15 protein-coding genes are annotated in these 21,322 nt (G+C 51.2%); 12 read left to right on the top strand and 3 right to left on the bottom strand.

Translation table 11 applies throughout. The features are described from left to right. Positions 1-609 precede the first annotated feature (609 nt). The 8 genes from ACKI3C_RS07425 (at position 610) to upp (ending at position 12,068) form a co-directional block, all read left to right on the top strand. A complete protein-coding gene (locus ACKI3C_RS07425) occupies positions 610-1,902 on the top strand; it encodes a hypothetical protein (RefSeq protein WP_407403604.1) in 1,293 nt (430 codons plus the stop codon). Positions 1,903-2,283: 381 nt separating this feature from the next. Beyond that, a complete protein-coding gene (locus ACKI3C_RS07420) occupies positions 2,284-2,769 on the top strand; it encodes an RNA polymerase sigma factor (protein WP_407403602.1) in 486 nt (161 codons plus the stop codon). Between the two features lie 23 nt (positions 2,770-2,792). Continuing rightward, complete coding sequence (locus tag ACKI3C_RS07415) at positions 2,793-3,383, top strand: hypothetical protein (protein ID WP_407403600.1); 591 nt, start codon at positions 2,793-2,795, stop codon at positions 3,381-3,383. 192 nt (positions 3,384-3,575) lie between these two features. Further along, entirely contained in the window at positions 3,576-7,871 is a 4,296-nt protein-coding gene (locus ACKI3C_RS07410; protein ID WP_407403598.1) for an FG-GAP-like repeat-containing protein, read from the top strand. 187 nt (positions 7,872-8,058) lie between these two features. Then, positions 8,059-9,000: an Rpn family recombination-promoting nuclease/putative transposase gene (locus tag ACKI3C_RS07405; RefSeq protein ID WP_407403596.1), complete on the top strand. Its 942-nt coding sequence runs from the start codon at positions 8,059-8,061 to the stop codon at positions 8,998-9,000. A gap of 621 nt (positions 9,001-9,621) precedes the next feature. After that, complete coding sequence (locus ACKI3C_RS07400; RefSeq protein WP_407403594.1) at positions 9,622-10,461, top strand: SDR family NAD(P)-dependent oxidoreductase; 840 nt, start codon at positions 9,622-9,624, stop codon at positions 10,459-10,461. Then, positions 10,458-11,402 carry a riboflavin biosynthesis protein RibF gene (gene ribF, locus ACKI3C_RS07395; RefSeq protein WP_407403592.1) on the top strand — a complete coding sequence of 315 codons (945 nt, stop codon included), beginning with the start codon at positions 10,458-10,460 and terminating at the stop codon, positions 11,400-11,402. The genes ACKI3C_RS07400 and ribF overlap by 4 nt, the downstream gene beginning before the upstream one ends. A 9-nt stretch (positions 11,403-11,411) precedes the next feature. After that, the gene (gene upp / locus ACKI3C_RS07390) at positions 11,412-12,068 is read left to right on the top strand and encodes a uracil phosphoribosyltransferase (RefSeq protein WP_407403590.1); all 657 of its coding nucleotides are present in this window, start codon (positions 11,412-11,414) and stop codon (positions 12,066-12,068) included. A 403-nt stretch (positions 12,069-12,471) separates the two neighbouring features. Here the strand turns inward: upp and ACKI3C_RS07385 are convergent, their stop codons facing one another. Beyond that, positions 12,472-13,221, bottom strand: coding sequence for a tetratricopeptide repeat protein (locus tag ACKI3C_RS07385; RefSeq protein ID WP_407403588.1), 750 nt, complete (start codon positions 13,219-13,221; stop codon positions 12,472-12,474). Positions 13,222-13,462: 241 nt separating this feature from the next. Here ACKI3C_RS07385 and ACKI3C_RS07380 point away from each other — a divergent pair, with 241 nt between their 5' ends. From ACKI3C_RS07380 to ACKI3C_RS07365, 4 genes are all read left to right on the top strand, one after another. Further along, on the top strand, positions 13,463-13,699 hold the full coding sequence (locus tag ACKI3C_RS07380; protein ID WP_407403586.1) for a hypothetical protein: 237 nt from the start codon (positions 13,463-13,465) through the stop codon (positions 13,697-13,699). Between the two features lie 92 nt (positions 13,700-13,791). Then, the gene (metK, locus tag ACKI3C_RS07375) at positions 13,792-15,078 is read left to right on the top strand and encodes a methionine adenosyltransferase (protein WP_407403584.1); all 1,287 of its coding nucleotides are present in this window, start codon (positions 13,792-13,794) and stop codon (positions 15,076-15,078) included. A 21-nt stretch (positions 15,079-15,099) separates the two neighbouring features. Then, positions 15,100-15,501, top strand: a complete 402-nt coding sequence (locus tag ACKI3C_RS07370) for a phospholipase (protein WP_407403582.1) — start codon at positions 15,100-15,102, stop codon at positions 15,499-15,501. Between the two features lie 1,116 nt (positions 15,502-16,617). After that, entirely contained in the window at positions 16,618-17,892 is a 1,275-nt protein-coding gene (locus ACKI3C_RS07365; RefSeq protein ID WP_407403580.1) for a hypothetical protein, read from the top strand. 584 nt (positions 17,893-18,476) lie between these two features. Here ACKI3C_RS07365 and ACKI3C_RS07360 read toward each other — a convergent pair. Together ACKI3C_RS07360 and ACKI3C_RS07355 are read right to left on the bottom strand one after the other, a co-directional pair. Then, on the bottom strand, positions 18,477-19,520 hold the full coding sequence (locus tag ACKI3C_RS07360; protein WP_407403578.1) for a hypothetical protein: 1,044 nt from the start codon (positions 19,518-19,520) through the stop codon (positions 18,477-18,479). Positions 19,521-19,526: 6 nt separating this feature from the next. Continuing rightward, on the bottom strand, positions 19,527-21,322 hold a 1,796-nt coding region (locus ACKI3C_RS07355; protein WP_407403576.1), incomplete at its 5' end, for a hypothetical protein.

The following is a 21,322-nucleotide window of genomic DNA, read 5'->3' as shown; positions in this document are numbered from 1 at the left end:
TCACTCCCTTCGGTGGGGGTTATGTGCCCAAAGCAAGCTTTGTGCGTGTCGGCTTTCAGCCTCTAATTGTTAATATATTTTCAATGAAAAAATCAGTGAGTTCAGTGAGATCCGCGCGGGGAGTTCCATTGGTGAATAGTTACTTTTTTACTGAAAGAAATTAAAATAATTAAAATAATGGCTCACGCCAAGAACCGTGCTCAAGGGAGTGGGCAGCGGTAAATGGGCAAAGCCCGTGCCGCGACCAGCGAACCTCCCTTAAATATGGAGGACTCCGTCCTCAAAATGATAATTCACTATCTGTGAGGTAATTCTATTTTGCTTGCAGAGCAAGCTATTTTCTAGGCGAAGCATAAAAATCACAATAAAAATATTTTCTTTTTTTCCGGACAACAATATATTAAAATAATATTTTCCGCGAGTTCCGCGAGAGATATCCGGCATGACGCTAATCGGGCAAATCGTTGCATGTTTATGCAAATTTGATTTATTTTCGACTGATTTGTTTTTATTTTTACAGAAAATTGCGTTTATTTCGTTTTTATTTATTACTTTTGTACAAATTTTGAAAAATCATATTATTTTTACTAACAAACAAACTAAATGATTATGAAGAAAATTTTTACACTTGCACTCGTAGCTATGATTGCCTCTGTATCATTTGGCCAGACTCTCAAGTCAGCAAAAACGCTCGAGAAGACCACAGCAACTCAGAAGGAAGCTATCGTCTCTACAACCACAACTAAGCACAAGGTTGCCCCCAAGGCTGGTCCCATCGAATTTGAAGCCACTAGCGCTTCGGCTCAGTATTACGCATCAGACGGCGACTGGTACGTTGTTCTGTCTAATTCATCAACAGCATTCCGCTTTGACGTCGTCACCAACAATCCCACTCCCCTCGAGATGGGCCACACCTATACACTTGCCGACATGGACGAAGGATATTCATGGTATGGTTCAAGTACCAGCAATGCCGTTGGCTACACAGCCGCAACGCTCACTCCCAAGCAGGGCGCCGAGGGTACCGACTATGAAGCAACAGTAACGCTGACCAATGGTCAATCTTATCACATCACTTACACCGCAACCGCTCCCAAGACCTACGATGTTAAAATCACTCAGGTTCAGTCTAAGTATTATGGTGCCCCCGACAATGACTGGTACTTTGGCTTCGGTAACGAAGACTACGCGTTCTATTTCGACATCGCCAACCAGGATGCATCAGGCATCGTGCTGAACAAGGTTTACACCCTTGACGACATGATTGAAGATTATTCATGGGGCAAGGTATTGGCTACCGAATCATCAATAGTTTACCAGAGCGTATCTTTCAAGGCTACCGAGGGTGTTGCAGGTACCGACTATACAGTAACTGTTGTTGACACCAGGGGTGACACTTACAACCTCACTTACACTTCTCAGGCACTCCCCGAGCCCACCGAGACTGTGGAAATTGTGTTCACAACCGACGAGACCGAGCTTGTTGACGCAAGTGCATCTCAGGGTCTTGTTCAGTTCCAGGGCTTCAAAGAAGATACAGGCCTTGAGGCATACGTTACTTTCATTACCGACCAAGTGGCTGGCGAATACACAATGCAGGATGTCTATCCTAGTTACACAGGCATCTACCTTGACGCTGACGACTATGACGGCGTAGAAGCTCTCGATGTCACCGCTACAGTGACCGAGTATGACAACGGTGCTTACAAGGCTGAGGTTGACTACCTCGGAGCAAACACTGTGCTCTACAAGCTGACATTCAACTATGGCGATGTTCCCACTGCTATCAACGACCTCACTACCGAGGCTGGCATCAAGGCCATCAAGACCATCAAGAACGGTCAGGTTGTTATCGTTAAGGGCGAGAAGATGTATAACGCAGCTGGCCAGGCTATCAAGTAATTGATATTCTAGTCTAAATATCTACTCCCTCGGCGCCATGGTGCCGGGGGAGTTTTTTTCTCCTCTCGTTTTTATCCTCTCGGGGAACTCGGGGAGTTTTTTTTCTCTCGGGGAACTCGGGGAACTCGGGGAGTTTTTATACTGATGGAGAGTTTTTTTCCTCTAAGAGGGAAAAGCAAGAAACTTGATAGACGGGATAGACTTGATAGCCGGGATAGACTTGATAGACGGGATAGACTTGATAGACGGGATAGACTTGATAGCCGGGATAGACCTGAATAGCCGGGATAGGCTGGATAATCTTTAAAAAAACATGAAATTTCTTGTAGTTTTTCTTAACTTTGCTGCGTCTAATGGGCAAAAAAAACAAATAACAACGCAATGAATACTCAAGATTCACAATTCACGCAATTGGTGCGAGAGAACAAGAGCACTATCTACTCGGTGTGCTACATGTTCTCCAAGGACCAGGACGAGGTGAACGACCTGTTCCAGGAGGTGCTCATCAAGTTGTGGCAAGGATATGAGAAGTTTGAAGGACGCAGCAACATGCGCACCTGGGTGTATAAGGTGAGCCTCAACACATGCATATCCATTGACCGCAAGAAGAAGAGCCGCGCCACACAGCCCCTGCTCGAGGGTGTCGATATCTTCGACGAGAGCAAGGAAGACAACCGCCAACTCGAAATGCTGCACAAGCGCATCACGCAGCTGCCCCCGTTTGACCGCGCCATCATCCTGCTATGGCTCGAGAACATGAGTTACGACGAGATAGGCGCTATAGTGGGCATCTCGCCCAAGAACGTATCGGTGCGGCTGTTCCGCATCAAGGAGAAACTCAAAGAAATGACAACCACACAATCTTAATTAACACTTAACACTACACAACTATGAACGAAATTAACAACATAGAAAACTTCGAGCTCGACGCAATGCGCCAGCAGCTCAACGAACTGAAGGAACGCATCGACCGCACCACCACGCTCAACGAGAAACTCCTGCACGAGTCCATCAAGGGGAAGATGCGCGGCGTGCACAAGCGCATCATCAAGGTGTGCCTCATGGGACTGGTGGGCATCCCCGCATGGATATTCATAGGATATTTCTACCACTTGCCCTGGTACTTCACAACATTCACCATGGTCATGCTACTCTCATTCATAATCGCCGACTACTTCATCAACCGCATGAACATCGACACCATGGGCAACGACATGGCCGAGACGGCACGCCAGCTTGTGAAGATGAAACGCATGCGTTTGCGCCAGGAACTCATAGGCATCCCTGTGCTCGTCATGTGGCTCGCATGGTTCATGTGGGAGGTAATGCACTCGGGCATCGACCACGACCTTGCCATGGGCATGTGTGTGGGCGGAGGCATAGGCGCTTGCATAGGCGCTTGCATAGGCATCAACATCTTCCTGGGCTTGCAGCACTCTAACGACGAGATGCTGCGCCAAATCGAAGAACTGGGCAAGTAACTCCCCCCTACAACATAAGCACTACTGAATATCTAGAACTTCTAGCTAGCCTGGAAATTCTAGATATTCTTTATTTATGTATTATGTCTTTAATACATTTGTGCATATTTTTTGCTACATCTGCACTATTTTAATTTCAAGCGAAGCCTTAATTTTGTATCTTGAAAAATAATATCTATAAAATATACTACTATGAAACTAAAAAGACTTGCAATTGCAGCTGCACTGGCCCTGTCATTCCTGGGCATGCAGGCCGCAACGTGGCAAATGAAGCAAGGGCCGGCAATGACCAAATGGAGCGAATCCATCGACCCGACCAATGTGCTAAACGAGTATCCGCGCCCGCAGATGGAACGTGGCAGCTGGATCAACCTCAACGGAGTGTGGGACCTGCGCGCAGGACACCTCGATGAGGAGTTCTCAACATCATTCGAGTATGACAAGGCCATCCTCGTGCCTTTCCCCATCGAGAGCGCCATCTCGGGCATCATGGAGAAGAAGGACGAGCAGGTGTGGTGGTATCACCGCAAGTTCAACCTGCCCGCTAACCACAACGACAACCGCTGGCTGCTCAACTTCGGCGCCGTGGACTGGCGTTGCGTCGTCTTTGTCAACGGCAAGCAGGTGGGTGAACACGAAGGCGGCTACGACCCCTTCTCGATGGACATCACCGACGCGCTCAACAGCGGCACCGAGCAGGATATCGTGGTGTTTGTCTATGACAACACCGGTGTCGAGGGTCAGCCCACCGGCAAGCAAAGCAAGAACCCCTCAATATGCTGGTACACAGCATCGAGCGGCATCTGGCAGACAGTGTGGCTCGAGCCCGTGTCAAAGACAGCCCACATCACCCATTTCAACATGGAGCCCACCCTTGACCAGAAGTGGCTCAACCTCAAGGTCAGCGCCAGCGATGCCGCTACCACTGTCAAGGTTGTAGTCAAGGACAAGGAAGGCAAGGAAGTGAGCACCATCAGCGGCAAGCCCGGCGACATCATGCGTGCCAAATTCACCGAGGTTCACCCCTGGTCGCCCGACGACCCCTATCTCTACGACGTGTTCCTCTCTCTTGAGAAAGACGGCAAGGTGGTAGATGAGGTGAAGAGCTACTGCGGCATGCGCAAGATCGAGGTTAAGCAGGACGAGAACAAGATACCTCGCATCTACCTCAACGGCAAGCAGATATTTGAACTCGGCCCACTGGACCAAGGTTTCTGGCCCGACGGCCTTCACACCGCACCCAGCGACGAGGCATTGCTCTTCGACATCAAAGCAATGAAAGACTTGGGCTTCAACATGATACGCAAGCACATCAAGATTGAGCCCGACCGCTGGTACTACTATTGCGACCGCGAGGGTATGCTCGTGTGGCAGGATATGCCCAGCGGCAACGTGGTCAAGGGCTACGAGGCCCAGGCCAAGGCCAACATGGAGCGCGAGTGGATCAACATCGTGGACGCAATCAAGAACCACCCCAGCATCGTGCACTGGATCGTGTTCAACGAGGGTTGGGGACAGTTTGACACCGACCGCATGACCAACATCATCGACCAGCACGTCAACGTGCTCTCTCCCTCACGTTATGGCAAGGCATCGCTCATTTGCTGCGCTAGCGGCTGGAACGACAGCAACGTGGGCAACATCATCGACATCCACAGCTATCCCCACCCCGGATGTCCCCATCACGCAACCCGCGCAGCAGTGTGCGGTGAGTATGGCGGCATCACGCTGCACGTGCCTGGACACATCTGGCCCGGCGGCGACTTCCAGTACACCGTGGTTGAGAGCCCCGAGGACTTCACCACCTACTTCAACTCGCTGGGCGAGGAAATCAAGGAACTCTACCACATGGGCCTCAACGCTGCAGTCTATACCCAGCTGAGCGACGTGGAAATCGAGAAAAACGGTATGTACACCTACGACCGCCGCGTCCTCAAGCCCCATTCACCATACGGTGAACTCAAGCAGAACATACTCGAGTGCATCGACTTGCCCAATACCAAGCGAGTTGAGCGCACCATCCTCTCTACAGCCAAGGAACACGCCTACAAGTGGCACTACACCACCGAAGATGCTCCTCGCCACTGGCAGGATCTCACATTTGACGACAGCAAGTGGAAAGTGGGCGAGGGAGCCCTGGGCCATGGCGTGAATGAATTCCCTAGTCTCGTGCGCACCGACTGGAACACCAACCAAGTGTATATGCGCCGCTGGTTCTACCTGGGCGACATCACCCAAGAGCACATCAACAAGCTGCAGTTCAAGCTCTTCCACGACGATGATATCGACATCTACATCAACGGTGTGTGGGCTGGTGCTCATGCAGGCTGCGTGTTTAACTACTGGTATATGCCCATCAACAAGGAAGCCCTGGCTACCCTCAAGCCTAACAGCTGGAACCTCATCGCCATTGCCGGACAGCAAGGTACTGGCCAGCAAATCATGGATCTGGGTATCACAGCTATCGTTGACGAGGACTTTGAATACACCGAGGACTATCGCGAGCTCACCAATCCCGAGCACAAGCCCAGTCCTGCTCCTGGCACAGCCGTGGCACCCAAGTTTGCCCGCGCCACAACTCCCGTTCCTGCCGAGCCCAACCAGCGCGGCGGAAAAGGCGGTGTAGTTGCCGGTGAGTTCTTCCACGCTCAAGACCGCAACAACGTGGCTTGGGTGGATCTCGACGGCGACGGCAGCCTCGATGTGGTTTACTCGGCTTGGAACGAGCACATGCTGGGCAACGCTGGCCGCGTTTCGCTCTACTACAAGAACGACGGCAAAGGCAGCTTCACCCGCAACACCAACCTGTTCACACCCATCTACTACGGCTGCCCCGTGGCACTCGACTATGACAACGACGGTAACCTCGATATCTTCTATCCCGGTCTCACCGACAAGAACTACAACAGCATCGACCAGGTGGTGGCTCACCTCTACCACAACAACGGCGACGGCACATTCACCCAGGTGAACGACGACGCAGCGATGGGCATCAAACCCATCTACAACGCCACCGACGGCGGCCGCTCACGCTCATGGGTGGGCACCGGCGACTATGACCGCGACGGCTTTACCGACATCGTGGTGACAGGCCGTGACGACTACATGGCAAAGGACGGCTACGGCAACGACGTGCTCATGCACGACCGCCGCACCACAGTCCTCTACCACAACAACGGCGGCAAGAGCTTCACTAAGGTTGAGCTCCCAGTCAATGGAAAGAAGGCATTCCACGGCCTCGCACGCGGCTCGGTGAACATGTGTGACATGGACAACGACGGATTGCTCGACATCGTCTCGGCTGGCTATGAGGCCAACGACGGCGTTCTCTACATCTACTACAACAACGGCGATGGCACCTTCAGCGAGCCCACCCAGACTTTCCGAGGCTCATACGACGGCGCATGCGTTCCCGCCGACCTCGACGGCGACGGCTTCAACGATATCCTCGTCACTGGTTTCTCAAGCAACAAGGGCAACATGGCCAAGTCGGTATTCATCTACCGCAACAACGGCGACCGCACCTTCGCTATGCTCAACGACTCGTTCAGCGGCTTTGAGGGCGTTGACGGCTCAACCCCCAGCATTGCTGACGTGAACAACGACGGTCTTGCCGACATCCTTATCGGCGGCCACGGTCAGGAGCACGAGATTACCACATGGCTCTATCTCAACAAGGGCGACATGGCATTTGAGCCCGTGGGCGCTTACTACAGCGACCCCTTCGGCAAGCAGTGGTCGTTTGCTCGCATCAGCCACGGTAACAACCACCTCATCGATGTGGACAACGACGGCTACCTCGATGCATGGAACATGGGCTGGGCACAGAGCTCGGTTTGCTCAAACGGATGTGCAACAATCCTCTACCGCAACACCTCAAGCACCGTGGGCATCGCAGCCAACACTGCTCCCACAGTGCCCACAGGCATCAAGGTAGAATATGACAAAACAACCCAGAAGGCAACCTTCTCATGGACAGCATCTAAAGACGACATCACACCCCAGGCAGGCCTGCGCTACAACATCTTCCTGCGCAAGAAGGGCAGCAAGGGCGGCTTCATGACCGTTCCCGCACTCCTCACCACTGGCCACCTGAGCGTGGGCGAACTCTCAGGCGAGATCGCTGCCACAGCCTACACCATGAGCGTAGCACTCGAGGACGTAGATTACGAGTGGGGCGTTCAGGCTATCGACGGTGGCAAGATGGCAAGCTCTTGGGCTGTAGGGGCATTCAACCCTAAAACATCGGGTCTGTCAAAAAAAGAAATAGGCGCCGTTAAGATTTACGGGCATAACGGTGCCTTGGTCTATGACATCGCAGGCGATGCCGGGTCAACCCAGTTGCTGGTTTACAACACCGCAGCAGCCATCGTGGAACGAGCACAGGTGACAGGCAACGGAACCATCACCACCCTCGGTCCCGGCACCTACATTGTCACAGCCCGTGCAGCCAACGGCACAGCGAAAACAGTAAAAGTGGTTCTCTAACCCACCTTAATAAACTCGCACAACACCGTCTTGCAATCAGCAGGACGGTGTTTTTTATCGTCTAATGCACAGATCATTCTTGTCATGGTTGCATGAAAACATTAAGCTCTAATTACTTTGGCAAACATTTGGTTGTATCGGTTGTTTGTTGTATCTTTGCCAAAAAGTTTACTAAATTAATAGTCACATGGCAACAAAAACACTCATACGATTTGACTGGGCTATGAAACGCATGCTGCGCGACAAGGCCAACTTTGGTGTGCTTGAAGGGCTCATAACCACACTGCTGAGCAAGAACATTCACATCGTGAAATTGCTTGAGAGCGAGAGCAACATGGAGGACGACAATGACAAGCAAAATCGCGTTGACATCCTTGCCGAGGATGACAAAGGAGAGCTGTTTATCATCGAAGTGCAAAACGAGAGCGAGTTTGCTTATTTCCAGCGTATGCTTTTCGGAACATCTAAACTTGTGACCGAATACATCAACCGCGGCCAGGGCTATGAGAATATACGCAAAATCTATAGCATTAATATAGTGTATTTTAAGTTGGGCAACGGCACTGACTATGTCTATCACGGCAAGACCGAGTTTCGCGGAATGCACAACGGAGAGTTGCTCACATTGTCGGGGTTCCAGCAGCAAAAGTTTCAGGTATCAGAGGTCAGCGAACTCTATCCCGAGTATTATATCCTCAAAGTCAACGACTTCAACAAGTGGTCGCGCGTGCCGCTAGAGCAGTGGATATACTTCCTGAACACAGGCGAGATACCCGAAGATGCCGATGCTCCTGGACTGGGCGAGGCACGAGAGAAACTCATCCTAGAGCACATGACCAAGACCGAGCTGGAAGCCTATTATCGCCATCTCGACAACATTGTAGTGCTTCAGGACAACATTACCACAGCCCGTGGCGAGGGACGACTAGAAGGCTTCTACGAAGGACGTGCAGAAGGACGCGAAGAAGGACGTGCAGAAGGACGTGCAGAGGGACGTGCAGAGGGACGCGAAGAAGGCGAGAAACTAGGTAAACTCAAGAGCGCAAAGTTGATGGTTGCTGCTGGCGCCGACAAAAACTTTGTGATAGAAACCCTTAACCTCACTCTCGACGAAGCACGAGAACTATAGACAAAGATGGGTCTATTAATTACGGTGGGGTCTATTAAATCATGTTCTTATTCTAATGGACTTTCTGGGTTGAAACGTGCAAGGTTGCGGTCTTCAACCGCAGCATAGTGTATCGCGTTTACCCTGCCCTGCCTTCGCTTGCGCTCTGTTAGGACAGGGTTATGTGCAGAACTGCGTTCTGCGTGTCGGCTTTCAGCCTCTCTTTGCCTTATGCTTTGTGCGAGAGAAAGATTTTCATAAGGTCCGCGCTGGGACTCTGCAAAATTCTATTGCTGAATAGTTACGGTAGAGGTCGCAGCACGGTGCGTTGTTATACTCGCAAGCATCGAGCATGGCATCGGCGACATCAACCAAAGTGAGGCTTATACCCCATGCTGCGTACCTCTTCGAGGCTGCTTGCATGGGGTTTGATTTCATCGAGCTCGCCAAGGCTCGGAGAGCATAGTGACGCTCTTCGAGCCTCTAACGTCTCCATCACCGTTTTTATTATACCCAGTCCCGGAGCTCTAGGAAATGATAGTCCATGTATTGGTTACCAAACATTCCTTCCTGATAAAAATTTTGAAATTTAAAGATATTTCGCTAAATTTGCGTGATATTTCAAATTTAACATTATCACCAATGAATACCGAGCAGACCAAACCTCTATATATAGTCACCGGAGCCACCGACAACATGGGTTCTATCATCAGCCGCCGCCTTGCCGAGCAAGGCAAACCCGTGCTGCTGGCAAGCCGCAACATAGTCAAGGCACAACAATATGCCGAGGAACTGCGCAAGGCGACAAAGAACCAAGACGTCCAATGCCTGCAGCTCGACTTGAGCTCGTTTGAACTGGTGCAAGACTTCGTGGAGCGCCTCAAGGCCCTGGACCGTCCTGTGGCAGCCCTTGTCAACAACGCCGGCACCCTGCCGCGACAGAGCCGCATGTCGCCCAACGGATTTGAGCACGCCATCCAAGTCAACTTCTTGAGCACCGCACTGCTATCCATGCTCGTGAAGCCACTCATCGTGGAAGGCGGACGCATCATCATGTCCACCAGCATCTCCCGGCGTCTCGTGTCGCTGCCCTACGAGTTCCCAGCCGTGTCGCACTTCACGCAGCTCGGTGCCTATGCCCAGAGCAAACTCGCGCTCACGCTCTTCTCGATTTACCTCTCCACGGTGTTCAAGACCTCACACGTGAGCGTCAACTGCGTCAACCCCGGCGTGGTGAAGTCGAGCATGCTCGCCCTCAACAAGTGGATGGACCGCATTGCCGACTACTTCATCAAGCCGCCCGTGGATAGCGAGGCAGGCGTGATACCCACAATGCGCGCACTCGAGAGTGCCGACACTGGTTTCATCTTTGAAGGACGCAGCAAGCAGGTGAAGATGTCGAGCGTGCTCAATAACCGCGATGTCTTCATCAAGCTGTGCAACGACACTATGCGCATCCTCAAGAAATATTTGCCCCGATGACAAAGATACTGCATAACACCGACCGCCTCCCACAGGGGGCGGTTGTCGCAACAATAGGCATGTTTGACGGCGTGCACCAGGGTCATGCCACACTCATCGACGAGCTGCGGCGGCAAGCTGCTGCCCGCGGGCTCAAGAGCGCCGTCATCACCTTTGCCCACCACCCGCAGCACGTGTTGCGCCCAGGTGGCGACCTGCGCATGATCATGACTCTCGACCAGCGAGTTAAGCAGCTCGAGAGCATGGGGCTCGACTATGTGGCGGTGATGGATTTCACCGTGGAGCTGTCGCGAAACACTAGCCTGGATTTCATGCGCGTCATGCAGGAGCAGTGGGGCGTGAAAGTGCTCATCGTGGGCTACAACCACCGCTTCGGGCACGACCGCGACGCCACCTTTGCCACCTATGTGGAAAATGGGCGCAAGCTGGGCATCGAGGTGATGAAAGCACCTGAATATCTGGGCGAATTTGCCCCCGTGAGCTCGACTATCGTGCGCGGTCTCATCGCCGCAGGCAAGGTCGATGACGCTTGCAACTGCATGGGACGCCCGTTCAGGCTGAGCGGCGAAGTGGTGCACGGATTCCACAACGGCAGGGGAATAGGGTTCCCCACGGCCAACGTGGGCAATCTCGACCCGCTTGTCATCTTGCCGCACACCGGTGCTTATGCCGTCATGGTGGAAGTGGCCGGACGACGCATGCAGGGCATGGTCAACGTGGGACACCGCCCCACCCTCGACAACGGACGGCAACTGAGCATCGAGGTCAACATCTTCGGCTTCGATGACGACATCTACGGCATGCCCATCACCCTCGAGTTCATCAAGTTCCTGAGGCTCGAGTTCAAGATGGGTAGCATCGACGAACTGCGCGCCCAGCTCACCACCGACCGCGACCGCAGCATTGCAATTTTAAATAGGTTAAACACTAAACTCCTATAATTCAATATTATGAAGATTTACAACCTGTGTGAGCAAGACTCACTCGTTGCACAGTACATGAGCGAACTGCGCGACAAGAACATCCAGCAAGACCGCATGCGTTTCCGCACCAACGTGAAGCGCCTGGGACAGATTTGTGCTTATGAGATTTCAAAGCACCTGCACTTTGCCGACACCGAGACCCAAACCCCTCTCGCCGTAGCCAATACCCGCACTCTCGCCGACAAGGTAGTGCTCGCCACCGTGATGCGCGCCGGCCTGCCCTTCCATGAGGGAATGCTCTCATACCTTGACAATGCCGAGAATGCATTTGTCTCGGCCTACCGCAAGTACCGCGAGGGCAGCGATGAGTTTGACATCTTCACCGAGTATCTGGCAAGTCCCAGCATCGAAGGCAAGACCCTTATCATTGCCGACCCCATGCTTGCCACCGGCCGTTCAATGGCGGTTGCCTATGAGGCATTGCTCGCCAAGGGCACTCCCGCACACATCCACGTGGTGAGCGTGATTGCAAGCGACCAGGCCATCGAGTATGTCAAAGAGAATTTCCCCAGCGACAAGACCACAGTGTGGACTTGCGACCTTGACCACACCCTCAATGCCCACAGCTACATTGTCCCCGGCCTGGGCGACGCAGGCGACTTGCTCTACGGCATCAAGGAGTGACACTAGCACCCTATCTAAGCAACAATAAAAAATCCACGCAGCGTAATCACCTGCGTGGATTTTTTATTGTTGCCCGGTAAAAAAAAGAAAATATTTTTATTATGATTTTTATGCTTAGAAAACAGCTTGCTCTGCAAGCAAAATGGAATTACCTCACAGATAGTGTATTGTCATTTTGAGGACGGAGTCCTCCATTTTAAGGGAGGTTCGCTGGTCGCGGCACGGGCATGGTTCATGGCGTGAGCCATATAAACTAAAAAAATCATTTTCTTTTTTTATTCTATACCAAGCTCCGGTTATACCAAAGTATCGTAACTAGAAGTGTTTTGGAAAGTTAGAACAACTCTCGCAATTTTAACCGGACAGCAATATATTTTTTTAGATATAGGTTCCGACTGTCGGATTAATACTCTGTGGGATGATACTTGCGCAGCAGAGCCTCAATGGGAGCAGCGACGGTAGCCTTGCCGGTGCCTTTGAGATACTTCACCAGGGCACGTCCGGGCTCCAGGCAGTTGCCGGCAAACATGCGGTTGTCATAGTTCCATGCTTCGAGAATGAGGCTAGAACCTTCCACAGCATCCTTGTTATAGCCGTGAGTACCCTCGAGAATGAACCAACCCACATAGGCAGCACCTTCCATACCTTCCTGGTCGGCTGCCTTCTGGATGTATTTCAGCGACAATTCCTCGTTGGGAGCCACGCACACCTCGCCGTCGCTATAAGTCTTGATACCATCGCGATACACCTTGAAGAGGTTGAACGAAGCATCGGGGCTACCTTTCTCGCTTGCCTCAATGAGCAGGTCGAGACCTTTCTGCTTGTCCTCCTTGGTGTCGTTACCCATGTTGAGTGTGCAGAATCCCTTGCGCTCGATAGCGAGCACCGAACCAGCCTCGATGGCCTCGTCGAGCATGCGCAGCGCACCATCGCGGTCCATGCTGTACATGGGCACTTGCATGGTGAAAATCATTGTCGCAAGGCGAGCCTTACTGTCGGCATCGCCCTCATTCACAGCCTTGATGAGATAAGGCAACGCCTTGTCATAACGTTCAGCGTCATAGAGTTTCTTACCTTCGATCACATTCACGCTCTGTGCCATAGCACACACAGCAAGCAGCATAGCAGCTGCCGAAATAATAATCTTCTTCATCTTATATTAAGTTTAAAATTTTAGTCCAGTGCACAAAGTTACAACTTTTTACGCAATATCAAATTGTTTCGTTTCTTTTTTTAGACTCGAATGAAGGTAAATAGTTTAAAAATCTTCGGCAAGCCATCTAGCTGGACTATGCTCTGGACTTTATTATATCCTCTCCCACGGAGGCACAGAGGTCACAGAGAAAAAATAAATAATCAGCGTAATCTGTAGTTTGTTTTATATCGGGAGAATAGTGATTTTCAGCTTATTTTTAGTAAATTTCAAGCGCAGCGCCCTCTCTGTGTCCTCGGTGCCTCTGTGGGGGGAAGTCGGTCATGTTTGCCAGGCGTTTGGAGAAAAAATTGCGTTTGGGGCTGGAAAAAGTTTGCGTTTTCACAAAAAAAACGTACCTTTGCACCCGCAAAAAAGAAACACGGTGGAAAAATTTGGCTGCTTGCAACCACTTGAAAAAATGCTAAAACTGCGATAATCACAATATTATCCCTTTCCCGATTTTAGCATTTTCCACTTTTTAAATTAACCCGTCCGCACTGTTGCGGGCACAATAAAAAGAATTGGAAAATGAACTATTTATTCACATCTGAATCAGTATCAGAAGGGCATCCCGACAAGGTTGCCGATCAAATCAGCGACGCCATCCTCGACCAGTTCATGGCCTATGACCCGCAGTCGAAGGTAGCGTGCGAGACGCTCGTGACCACAGGCCAGGTGGTTATCGCCGGCGAGGTAAAGAGCAAGGCCTACATTGACCTCATGGAAACAGCCCGCAACGTCATCACCGGCATAGGTTACGACCGCAGCGAGCTCATGTTTGACGGTGCCTCATGCGGTGTGTTCAACGCGCTGCACGAGCAGTCGCCCGACATCAACCGCGGTGTAGATGGCGAGCAGCAAGGTGCTGGCGACCAGGGCATGATGTTCGGATATGCATGCACCGAGACACCCAGCTACATGCCCCTCACCCTCGACCTCGCGCACAGGCTGCTGCGTGAGCTCCAGGAGATACGCAAGCACAGTCACTTGATGAGTTACCTGCGCCCCGATGCCAAGAGCCAGGTCACAGTGGAATATGACGGCGACACCCACAAGCCCGTGCGCATACACACCATCGTCATCAGCACACAGCACGACGAGTTCATCAAGCCCGAGGGCAACACCGAGGAAGCTCAGCTTGCTGCCGACAAGCAGATGCTGGCACGCATCCGCGAGGATATCGCCACTATCCTCATCCCCCGCGTCAAGGCCCAGCTTCCACAAGACGTGCAAGCTCTATTTGACGACCAACTCATCCTTCACGTCAACCCCACGGGCAAGTTCGTGATAGGCGGTCCTCACGGCGACACCGGCCTCACCGGCCGCAAGATCATCGTTGACACCTACGGCGGACGCGGCGCACACGGCGGCGGAGCCTTCAGCGGCAAGGATCCCAGCAAGGTGGACCGCAGCGCGGCCTACGCAGCACGCCACATCGCCAAGAACGCAGTGGCAGCAGGCGTTGCCGACGAGATGCTCGTGCAGGTGAGCTATGCCATAGGCGTGGCCAAGCCCATCAGCCTCTTTGTAGATACCCGCGGCACAGCCCGGGTCAACATGACCGATGCCGAGATTGCCGACGTGCTCAACCGCACCTTCGACATGACTCCCAAAGCCATTGAGGAAAGACTCAAACTGCGCAACCCCATCTACCAGGAAACAGCATCGCTCGGCCACATGGGACGCGAGCCCCAGGTGGTAACCAAGCATTTCGTCTCAAAATATGAGAACAAAAAGCTCGACCTCGAGGTAGAACTCTTCACTTGGGAGAAACTCGACTACGTTGACACGCTGAAAGAGAAATTCGGGCTCTAAAACCGGAAGATCCTTGAACCAATGATTGCTCCAATCATACTCTTGTCACTGCTCGTCGCCGTGGGGCTGCCCTTGTGGTTATATGACCGCAAGCACCGCCACAGCGACGAGTGTGATATTGCTGTGCCTCCCAGCGACACCTGCAGCGATGACTGCTGCACCACCCACGAGGTGTGTCCGTCGCAGGAGCTCCTCACAGGACTGGGCGAACCGCCCGTTTACTACGACGACGAAGACCTCGACCGCTTCGCCGGCCGCACCCCAGACGACTTTACCGACGACGAAATTGAGGAATTTCGCGACATACTCTACACCCTCATCCCCGCCGACCGCATGGGGTGGTGCAAATCCCTGAAAAAACGAGGCATCACCATGCCCGCACCCATCCACGACGAGTTCATCATGCTCGTCAATGAACCTTAAAACACATAACTCGCCCGAGAAATGTGCACGATGCCCGCAAAACAGGGTGCCGCGTGGGTCTCCCGCAGAGGTAACTATTCACCAATAACTTTTTTTGAGGACTCCCCGCGCGGATCTCACTGATTTTTTATTGAAGAAATATTAACAACTCAACTTCAGCATGTGAAACCATTTGAGCATCACCTATTTGCTCCGATTAGCGTCCTGCTGGACGCGGTGCGTGTTGCATTTCTTCCCCCACCGCCACTTCGTTCGGCGGTGGGGGTTATTCTGGTATTGTCCTGCCGGACAGTAAATTAGTAATATTTATTATCAAATGCTAAAGTTGAGTTAACAACGAGAGGCTGAAAGCCGACACGAGGGTGTCAAAATCCGAAATTAAGTTCCCTGAGGTCTAAAAAATCCACAAAATATATATTTTCAATGAAAAAATCAGTGAGTTCAGTGAGATCCGCGCGGGGAGTTCCATTGCTGAATAGTTACCAAAAACAAGAAATTATTTAAATTAATTTAATTTCTGGAGGAAAAATCTTAAAAATGGCCGGCTTGAGGTCACTGCTATATGGTTACCAACATCCTCTTGTTCACAAAAGTGCTGGTAGATTTATTCCTAGTGATGTGGTTTTCTGTTTCTTTCATTGCGTTATCGTGGGCGTTTTTTCTTGCCATGTGCAATAATTATTGTAACTTTGCGTTATAATTAAGATTATTGTTGTCCGGTTAAAGTTGCGAGAGTTGTACTAACTTCTCCAAACACTGTCAGTTACAACACTTTGGTATAACCGGGGCTTGTTATAGAACAAAAAAAAGAAAATGATTTTTTTAGTTTATATGGCTCACGCCAAGAAAATGGAGGACTCTGTCCTCAAAATGATAATACACTATCTATGAGGTAATTCCATTTTGCTTGCAGAGCAAGCTATTTACTAAGCGAAGCATAAAAAACATAATAAAAATATTTTCTTTTTTTACCGGACAACAATGTTTTTGAAATAAAAATGCAACATTTTATTGCATTTTGTTACTTTTTATCGAATTATTTCACTACCTTTGCAGTGTGAATCTGCAATCTGCTAAAAAAAGGGAATATATTACTAACTCAAAATAACATCATTTATGAAGAAAATCTTTACTACACTCTCTGTTGCCGCATGTGCAGTTGCTGCTGTGGCGCAAACCGTTAGCCCCATCAACGAGGAAACTCAGCTCCTGGGCGAGTCTATGTCACCCAACCGCCAGTATGTTGTGGGAACCAACTATTCTACCTATGCACCCGCAATTTGGGTAGTGAACGAGAATCGTGTCGTTAACTTCCCCGAGGCCGAGGAAGGCCAGTTCCATGGCGTGAGCAACAATGGTCTCGCAGTGGGTTCAAAGGGCTATGCCGTAAAGGCAACCCTCGACGGCGTGTTGGTTGAACTCTATGCCGACAAGGGCGAGCTCATCGAGGAAGACTGGGGTTCTTACTACACCGGCGAGGCTGGTAGCGACGCTTGGGGCATTACCCCCGACGGCACTGTGATCGTGGGCGACTACTACGACAGCAGCTATCTCACTCACCCCTGCCTCTGGATTGGCGACGAGCGCATTGACCTCCCCATGCCCGATGCAAGCGCAGTACCCTTCGCATTTGACGGTGCTGGTGCACGCTTCATCAGCGACGACGCCAGCGTGGTTGTTGGATACCTCAACGACGACTTCGGCCTGTGGCCCGCTATGGTGTGGCGCAAAAACGCTGCTGGCGGCTACGACTGCGACCCCGTGTGTGTTGACTACTTTGAGACCGAGCCTGGTCAGGGCAAGCCCTTCATGACATTTGAGGCTCGCGGCGTCAGCGCCAACGGCGAGTGGATTTCACTCAACTGCAGCCCCGAGTATGACATGTGGAACTGGGAGCCTCCCACAGTGCAGTGTGGACGCATGAACCTCAAGACTAAGCAACTTGAAGTTTACGGCGACGGCAGCGAGGACTTCGCAATGTATGGCATTGCCAACGATGGCACAGCAGTAGGTTTCACCGAAACTGGCGCAATGTTTGGCCGTCAGGGCGCAATCTGGTTCCCCGGCTACGAGAAACCCCAGATGTTCAACGACCTCTTCCCCGACAACGAGTACTTCGAAACTCTCAAGGGCGACATGGCTGCTAACGCTCCCGGTTACATCACTGCCGACGCTCAATACATCCAGGGATTCGGCATGGCTAACAACGACAACATGGACATCTCGTCTTACATCGTTGAGACTCCCTCTCCTCTCACCGCTATCAACGACGTGAAAGTTGACACCGAGAAGAAGGTTCAGGGCGCTTACGACCTCACTGGTCGCCGCATCAACGAGAACAACCTCACCCGCGGCATCTACATCATCAACGGCAAGAAAGTCGTTAAGTAATTCCCATCGGGGCGACTCGTCTCGTTAAGTAAAGACGAAAAGTCATTGCATCAATATCACGCACCCTTGCGGTACAACCCCCGCAAGGGTGCGTCATTTTTCCCCACATCCAAAAACGAAGTACATAATGTTACTTAATTCAAGGTTTGCAAGTTGTAATTTACAGAGTCCCCGCCCGAATCTTAAATTATTTTCAGTTTATTTTCAGTGTATTTCAAGCGCAGCGCCACCACCTAAATACGACCAAAGAGAAAAGGCGCTTCGCTTGAAATCAACTAAAAATTAACAAAAAATTTATTCTTTGTCAACATCCGTAACTATTCAGCAATAGATTTTTTGCAGTATAGTTACAACATATTGCTCTGATTTAACTGAATAAGAAATTATTCTAATTATTTTAATTTCTTTCAGTTATTATTAAATCAGTGTTATCAGTGAGATCCGCGCGGGGAGTTCCTGCGGGTTCTGCGCGAGAATTACATCTTCCTGGGCATGATGTGGAAACGAAGTGTCGCCGGGCGCTCGCTGACGGCGCACGGCGACACGGTTGTCCTAGGGGTGATACCCTGTGTATGTGCTGATGTTTACTTCACAACGACCTTCTTGCCGCCGTGGATGTAGATGCCCGCGGGGAGGCCCTGGGTCGCATCCTGGGCGGTGACGTTGCGGCGAACCACCTGACCCTGCAGGTTATAGACGTTGGCGGGGCTGTCAGTTCCGTTGACAGCGACGTCGTTGATGCCCGTCTGCTCAGCTTTCTTTATGCCTTCCACGAGGTGGTCATAGGCATTCTTGATTGGGTCTAAGGGATCGTCGTCATAGATGTTGTTGTTCACATACTCTACTTCGCCCTGCTCGTCAAAGTATATGTACAGGCCTAAGCACACATTGATGAAATAACCCGAGCCAAGGTATGCCCGACCCACGCCGTAGTGGTTAGCCCATCCGTAGCAGCCTTTTTCGCCTATTCCGCCGTCACACAGTCCGATTCCCTCCACGAAGCTCATCAGGGGGATATCTTCACCCACGGTGCGCTCGTAGTCAATCCTCAGCTTAGAGTGCTCCTTGCCGCTGTTGTTCTCCTTTACCCAATTGAATTGAGCTTTGCCTTCTTCGGGAAAGCCGTTGGGCAGGTCGTGGTAGTAAATTTCCTTTCCGCTCTTGCCGGTATCGATGCCGTCGTCCTGCTTGTTACGGTACAGCGACCCGAAGAATGCCTCGGGCTCATCAAAGTCATAGATCTTGTATTCGCCGGTCTTCTCAAAATAAGGGCCGGGGAAAACCTTCACGATGCCATATTCCAGGTCGTCCACGTTGGGGCCGTCGGCCTGGATTGCATAGACCTTGCGTCCTTCTTCCCTGACGAGGTTCCTCACGTAGGTCACCAGCTCGCCCGTGCTCTTGCTGCGGTAGGTGGTGTACTGCTTCTTGTAGGTCACGCCGTTGACAACAGTGTCGCCCTTGAACTCCAGCAAATAAATTTGGGCAGGCGGATAGGGTGTAGTCAAACGATTTGCGGCATAGAACGCCTTTGTCCCCTCGCGCACGATGTTTCTCTCCTGCGCCTGCACGGCACCCACGCATGTGGCCGCTAGAACCACTGCTGATAATAATTTGATTGTTCTCATAATAAATTAATGTTTTAAAAGTTGAATACTATTGGTTTTTTCTCCATTTATATATAAAGTGGCAATATAAGTTCCTGCCGGCCATGAAGAAGCATCAATCATCCATTCTTCTGAATTAACGGGAATGTTGTAAATATATTGCACGTTGTTGCTCAGAACCGGCTGGCACACAATGCAGGTGTTCTCAGGAGCGGGCATACTCAGCGAAACGTTAAGTACGCTAGATACCGGGTTGGGATAAGCGTTGCATATCGTAGGCACGGGTATGAGGTTGACTGAAGAACTTCTTGTCTGTCCGTTGTTCCTGTTGGTCAGCACTGCTCGGTAATCTCCTGATGCCGATGCAGGCAACACGAGGCTTTCTCCGCTGCCGATGGCAAATTCGCTGTCAGGATTAAACCATTCAACTGACTCGTCTTCTTCTGGGTTGACTACAGACAGCACTCTCTGCTGGCCCTGCTCTTCTATGTTGATGATAGGCGGTAACACAGAGTGGCGAGTATCATCGTAGATCCTGACTTTTATGCCACCTACCAGCGAGTCGCAAGCCGAAAGCTTGATATCAAACGCTAACTCGTTGTATGCGTTCAGGTTGGCACTGAGGTGCACACAACGCAGTGTTAGATTCTCCATCTGGTGCGGCGCAAGCGGGATGTCATAGATGACTGACCCTGGAGATACCGAGAAGCTATGCGTGGAAGCGGATGCCGACACGTTATCTGCTCGTCCCCCGTTTCCTACCCATGACTGATACATGGCTTCGGGTAATTGCAGCGTTATTCTGTGTGTGATGAAGTTGGTACTCAGTGCGCTGTCTGTCTCAAACGACAGTGTATAGTTGACGGTCGAGTCGCTGTCGTTGATTATGCCTATGGGTATGTATTCGCTGAAATGAGTTTTCACAGCGTTGGTTAGTGCCATGCTGTTGTGTTTCAGCACATCGCCAATGTTGTTGAATTTTGTGCCTGTGGCATTAGTGCAGACTGAAGTGCTGCCTATGGGCGTGTTGATTATCTCCGCAAGAACACTTATGTCCACACCGTAGGGTTTGCTCTGGACATACGCTCGCAGATCGGCGGGCAAAAACCAGGGCGTGCAGAACCGCAGGCTGTCGCCGTCGGGAATATCGTATATTAAAGGGACGTCATCAATTATGCCTCCCAGCCTGGAGGTTTCTCCGTTCCACACGGGGTAAGATGCATTAAGCGCTGGCAAAGTCCAGTTTATACGCAGTTTCTTGCCCACCCCGCAATAGTCTTTGTAGCCTTTGTTCTTAAGTGACACGTAAACATACACGTTTTCGTCTCCGGGCATGATGCGCTCGGTCTCATTTCCGTAGTCGGGCTGGCGCCTTATCTGGATGTCCGACGAATACCAGGGGATTGAAGTGGTGTTGTTATACTCCTTGCCAGTGTCCAGGACATTGTCACGGATATAGAGTGCAGAGGTGTCGTTCCAGCAGCAGATAGAGACATCGTTCCCCAGGAAGCTCGGGTTAGAGTTATAGGTTGCTTGCTCCAGGTAATATATAGGGTCAAGATCTGTTGTGTTGATGCTGTCCCGGTCATAATGGTCGTAGTTGTCGCTGCGGGCATATTCAAAGGCTTCTTCTATCGAAATGCGGTGGTTGCCATCGGTGTCAACATCTAAGGCATTGTGGCAGTCTCTCTCGTTAAGCGCATTAGTGAGTTTGTGGAAGAACAAAGTGTACTTGTTGTCATCGAATGTCAACTGGTCTTCTCCACAGGATGCCATGACGACACGTCCGGGCTGTGACATAATCTCAGGGAAACGTCCTGAAT

Source organism: Sodaliphilus sp., from assembly GCF_045598405.1.
GTDB classification, from domain to species: Bacteria; Bacteroidota; Bacteroidia; order Bacteroidales; family Muribaculaceae; genus Sodaliphilus; species Sodaliphilus limicaballi.
The sequence above is the reverse complement of the archived record's forward strand: the minus strand, read 5'-3'. Positions and strand labels throughout refer to the sequence as shown.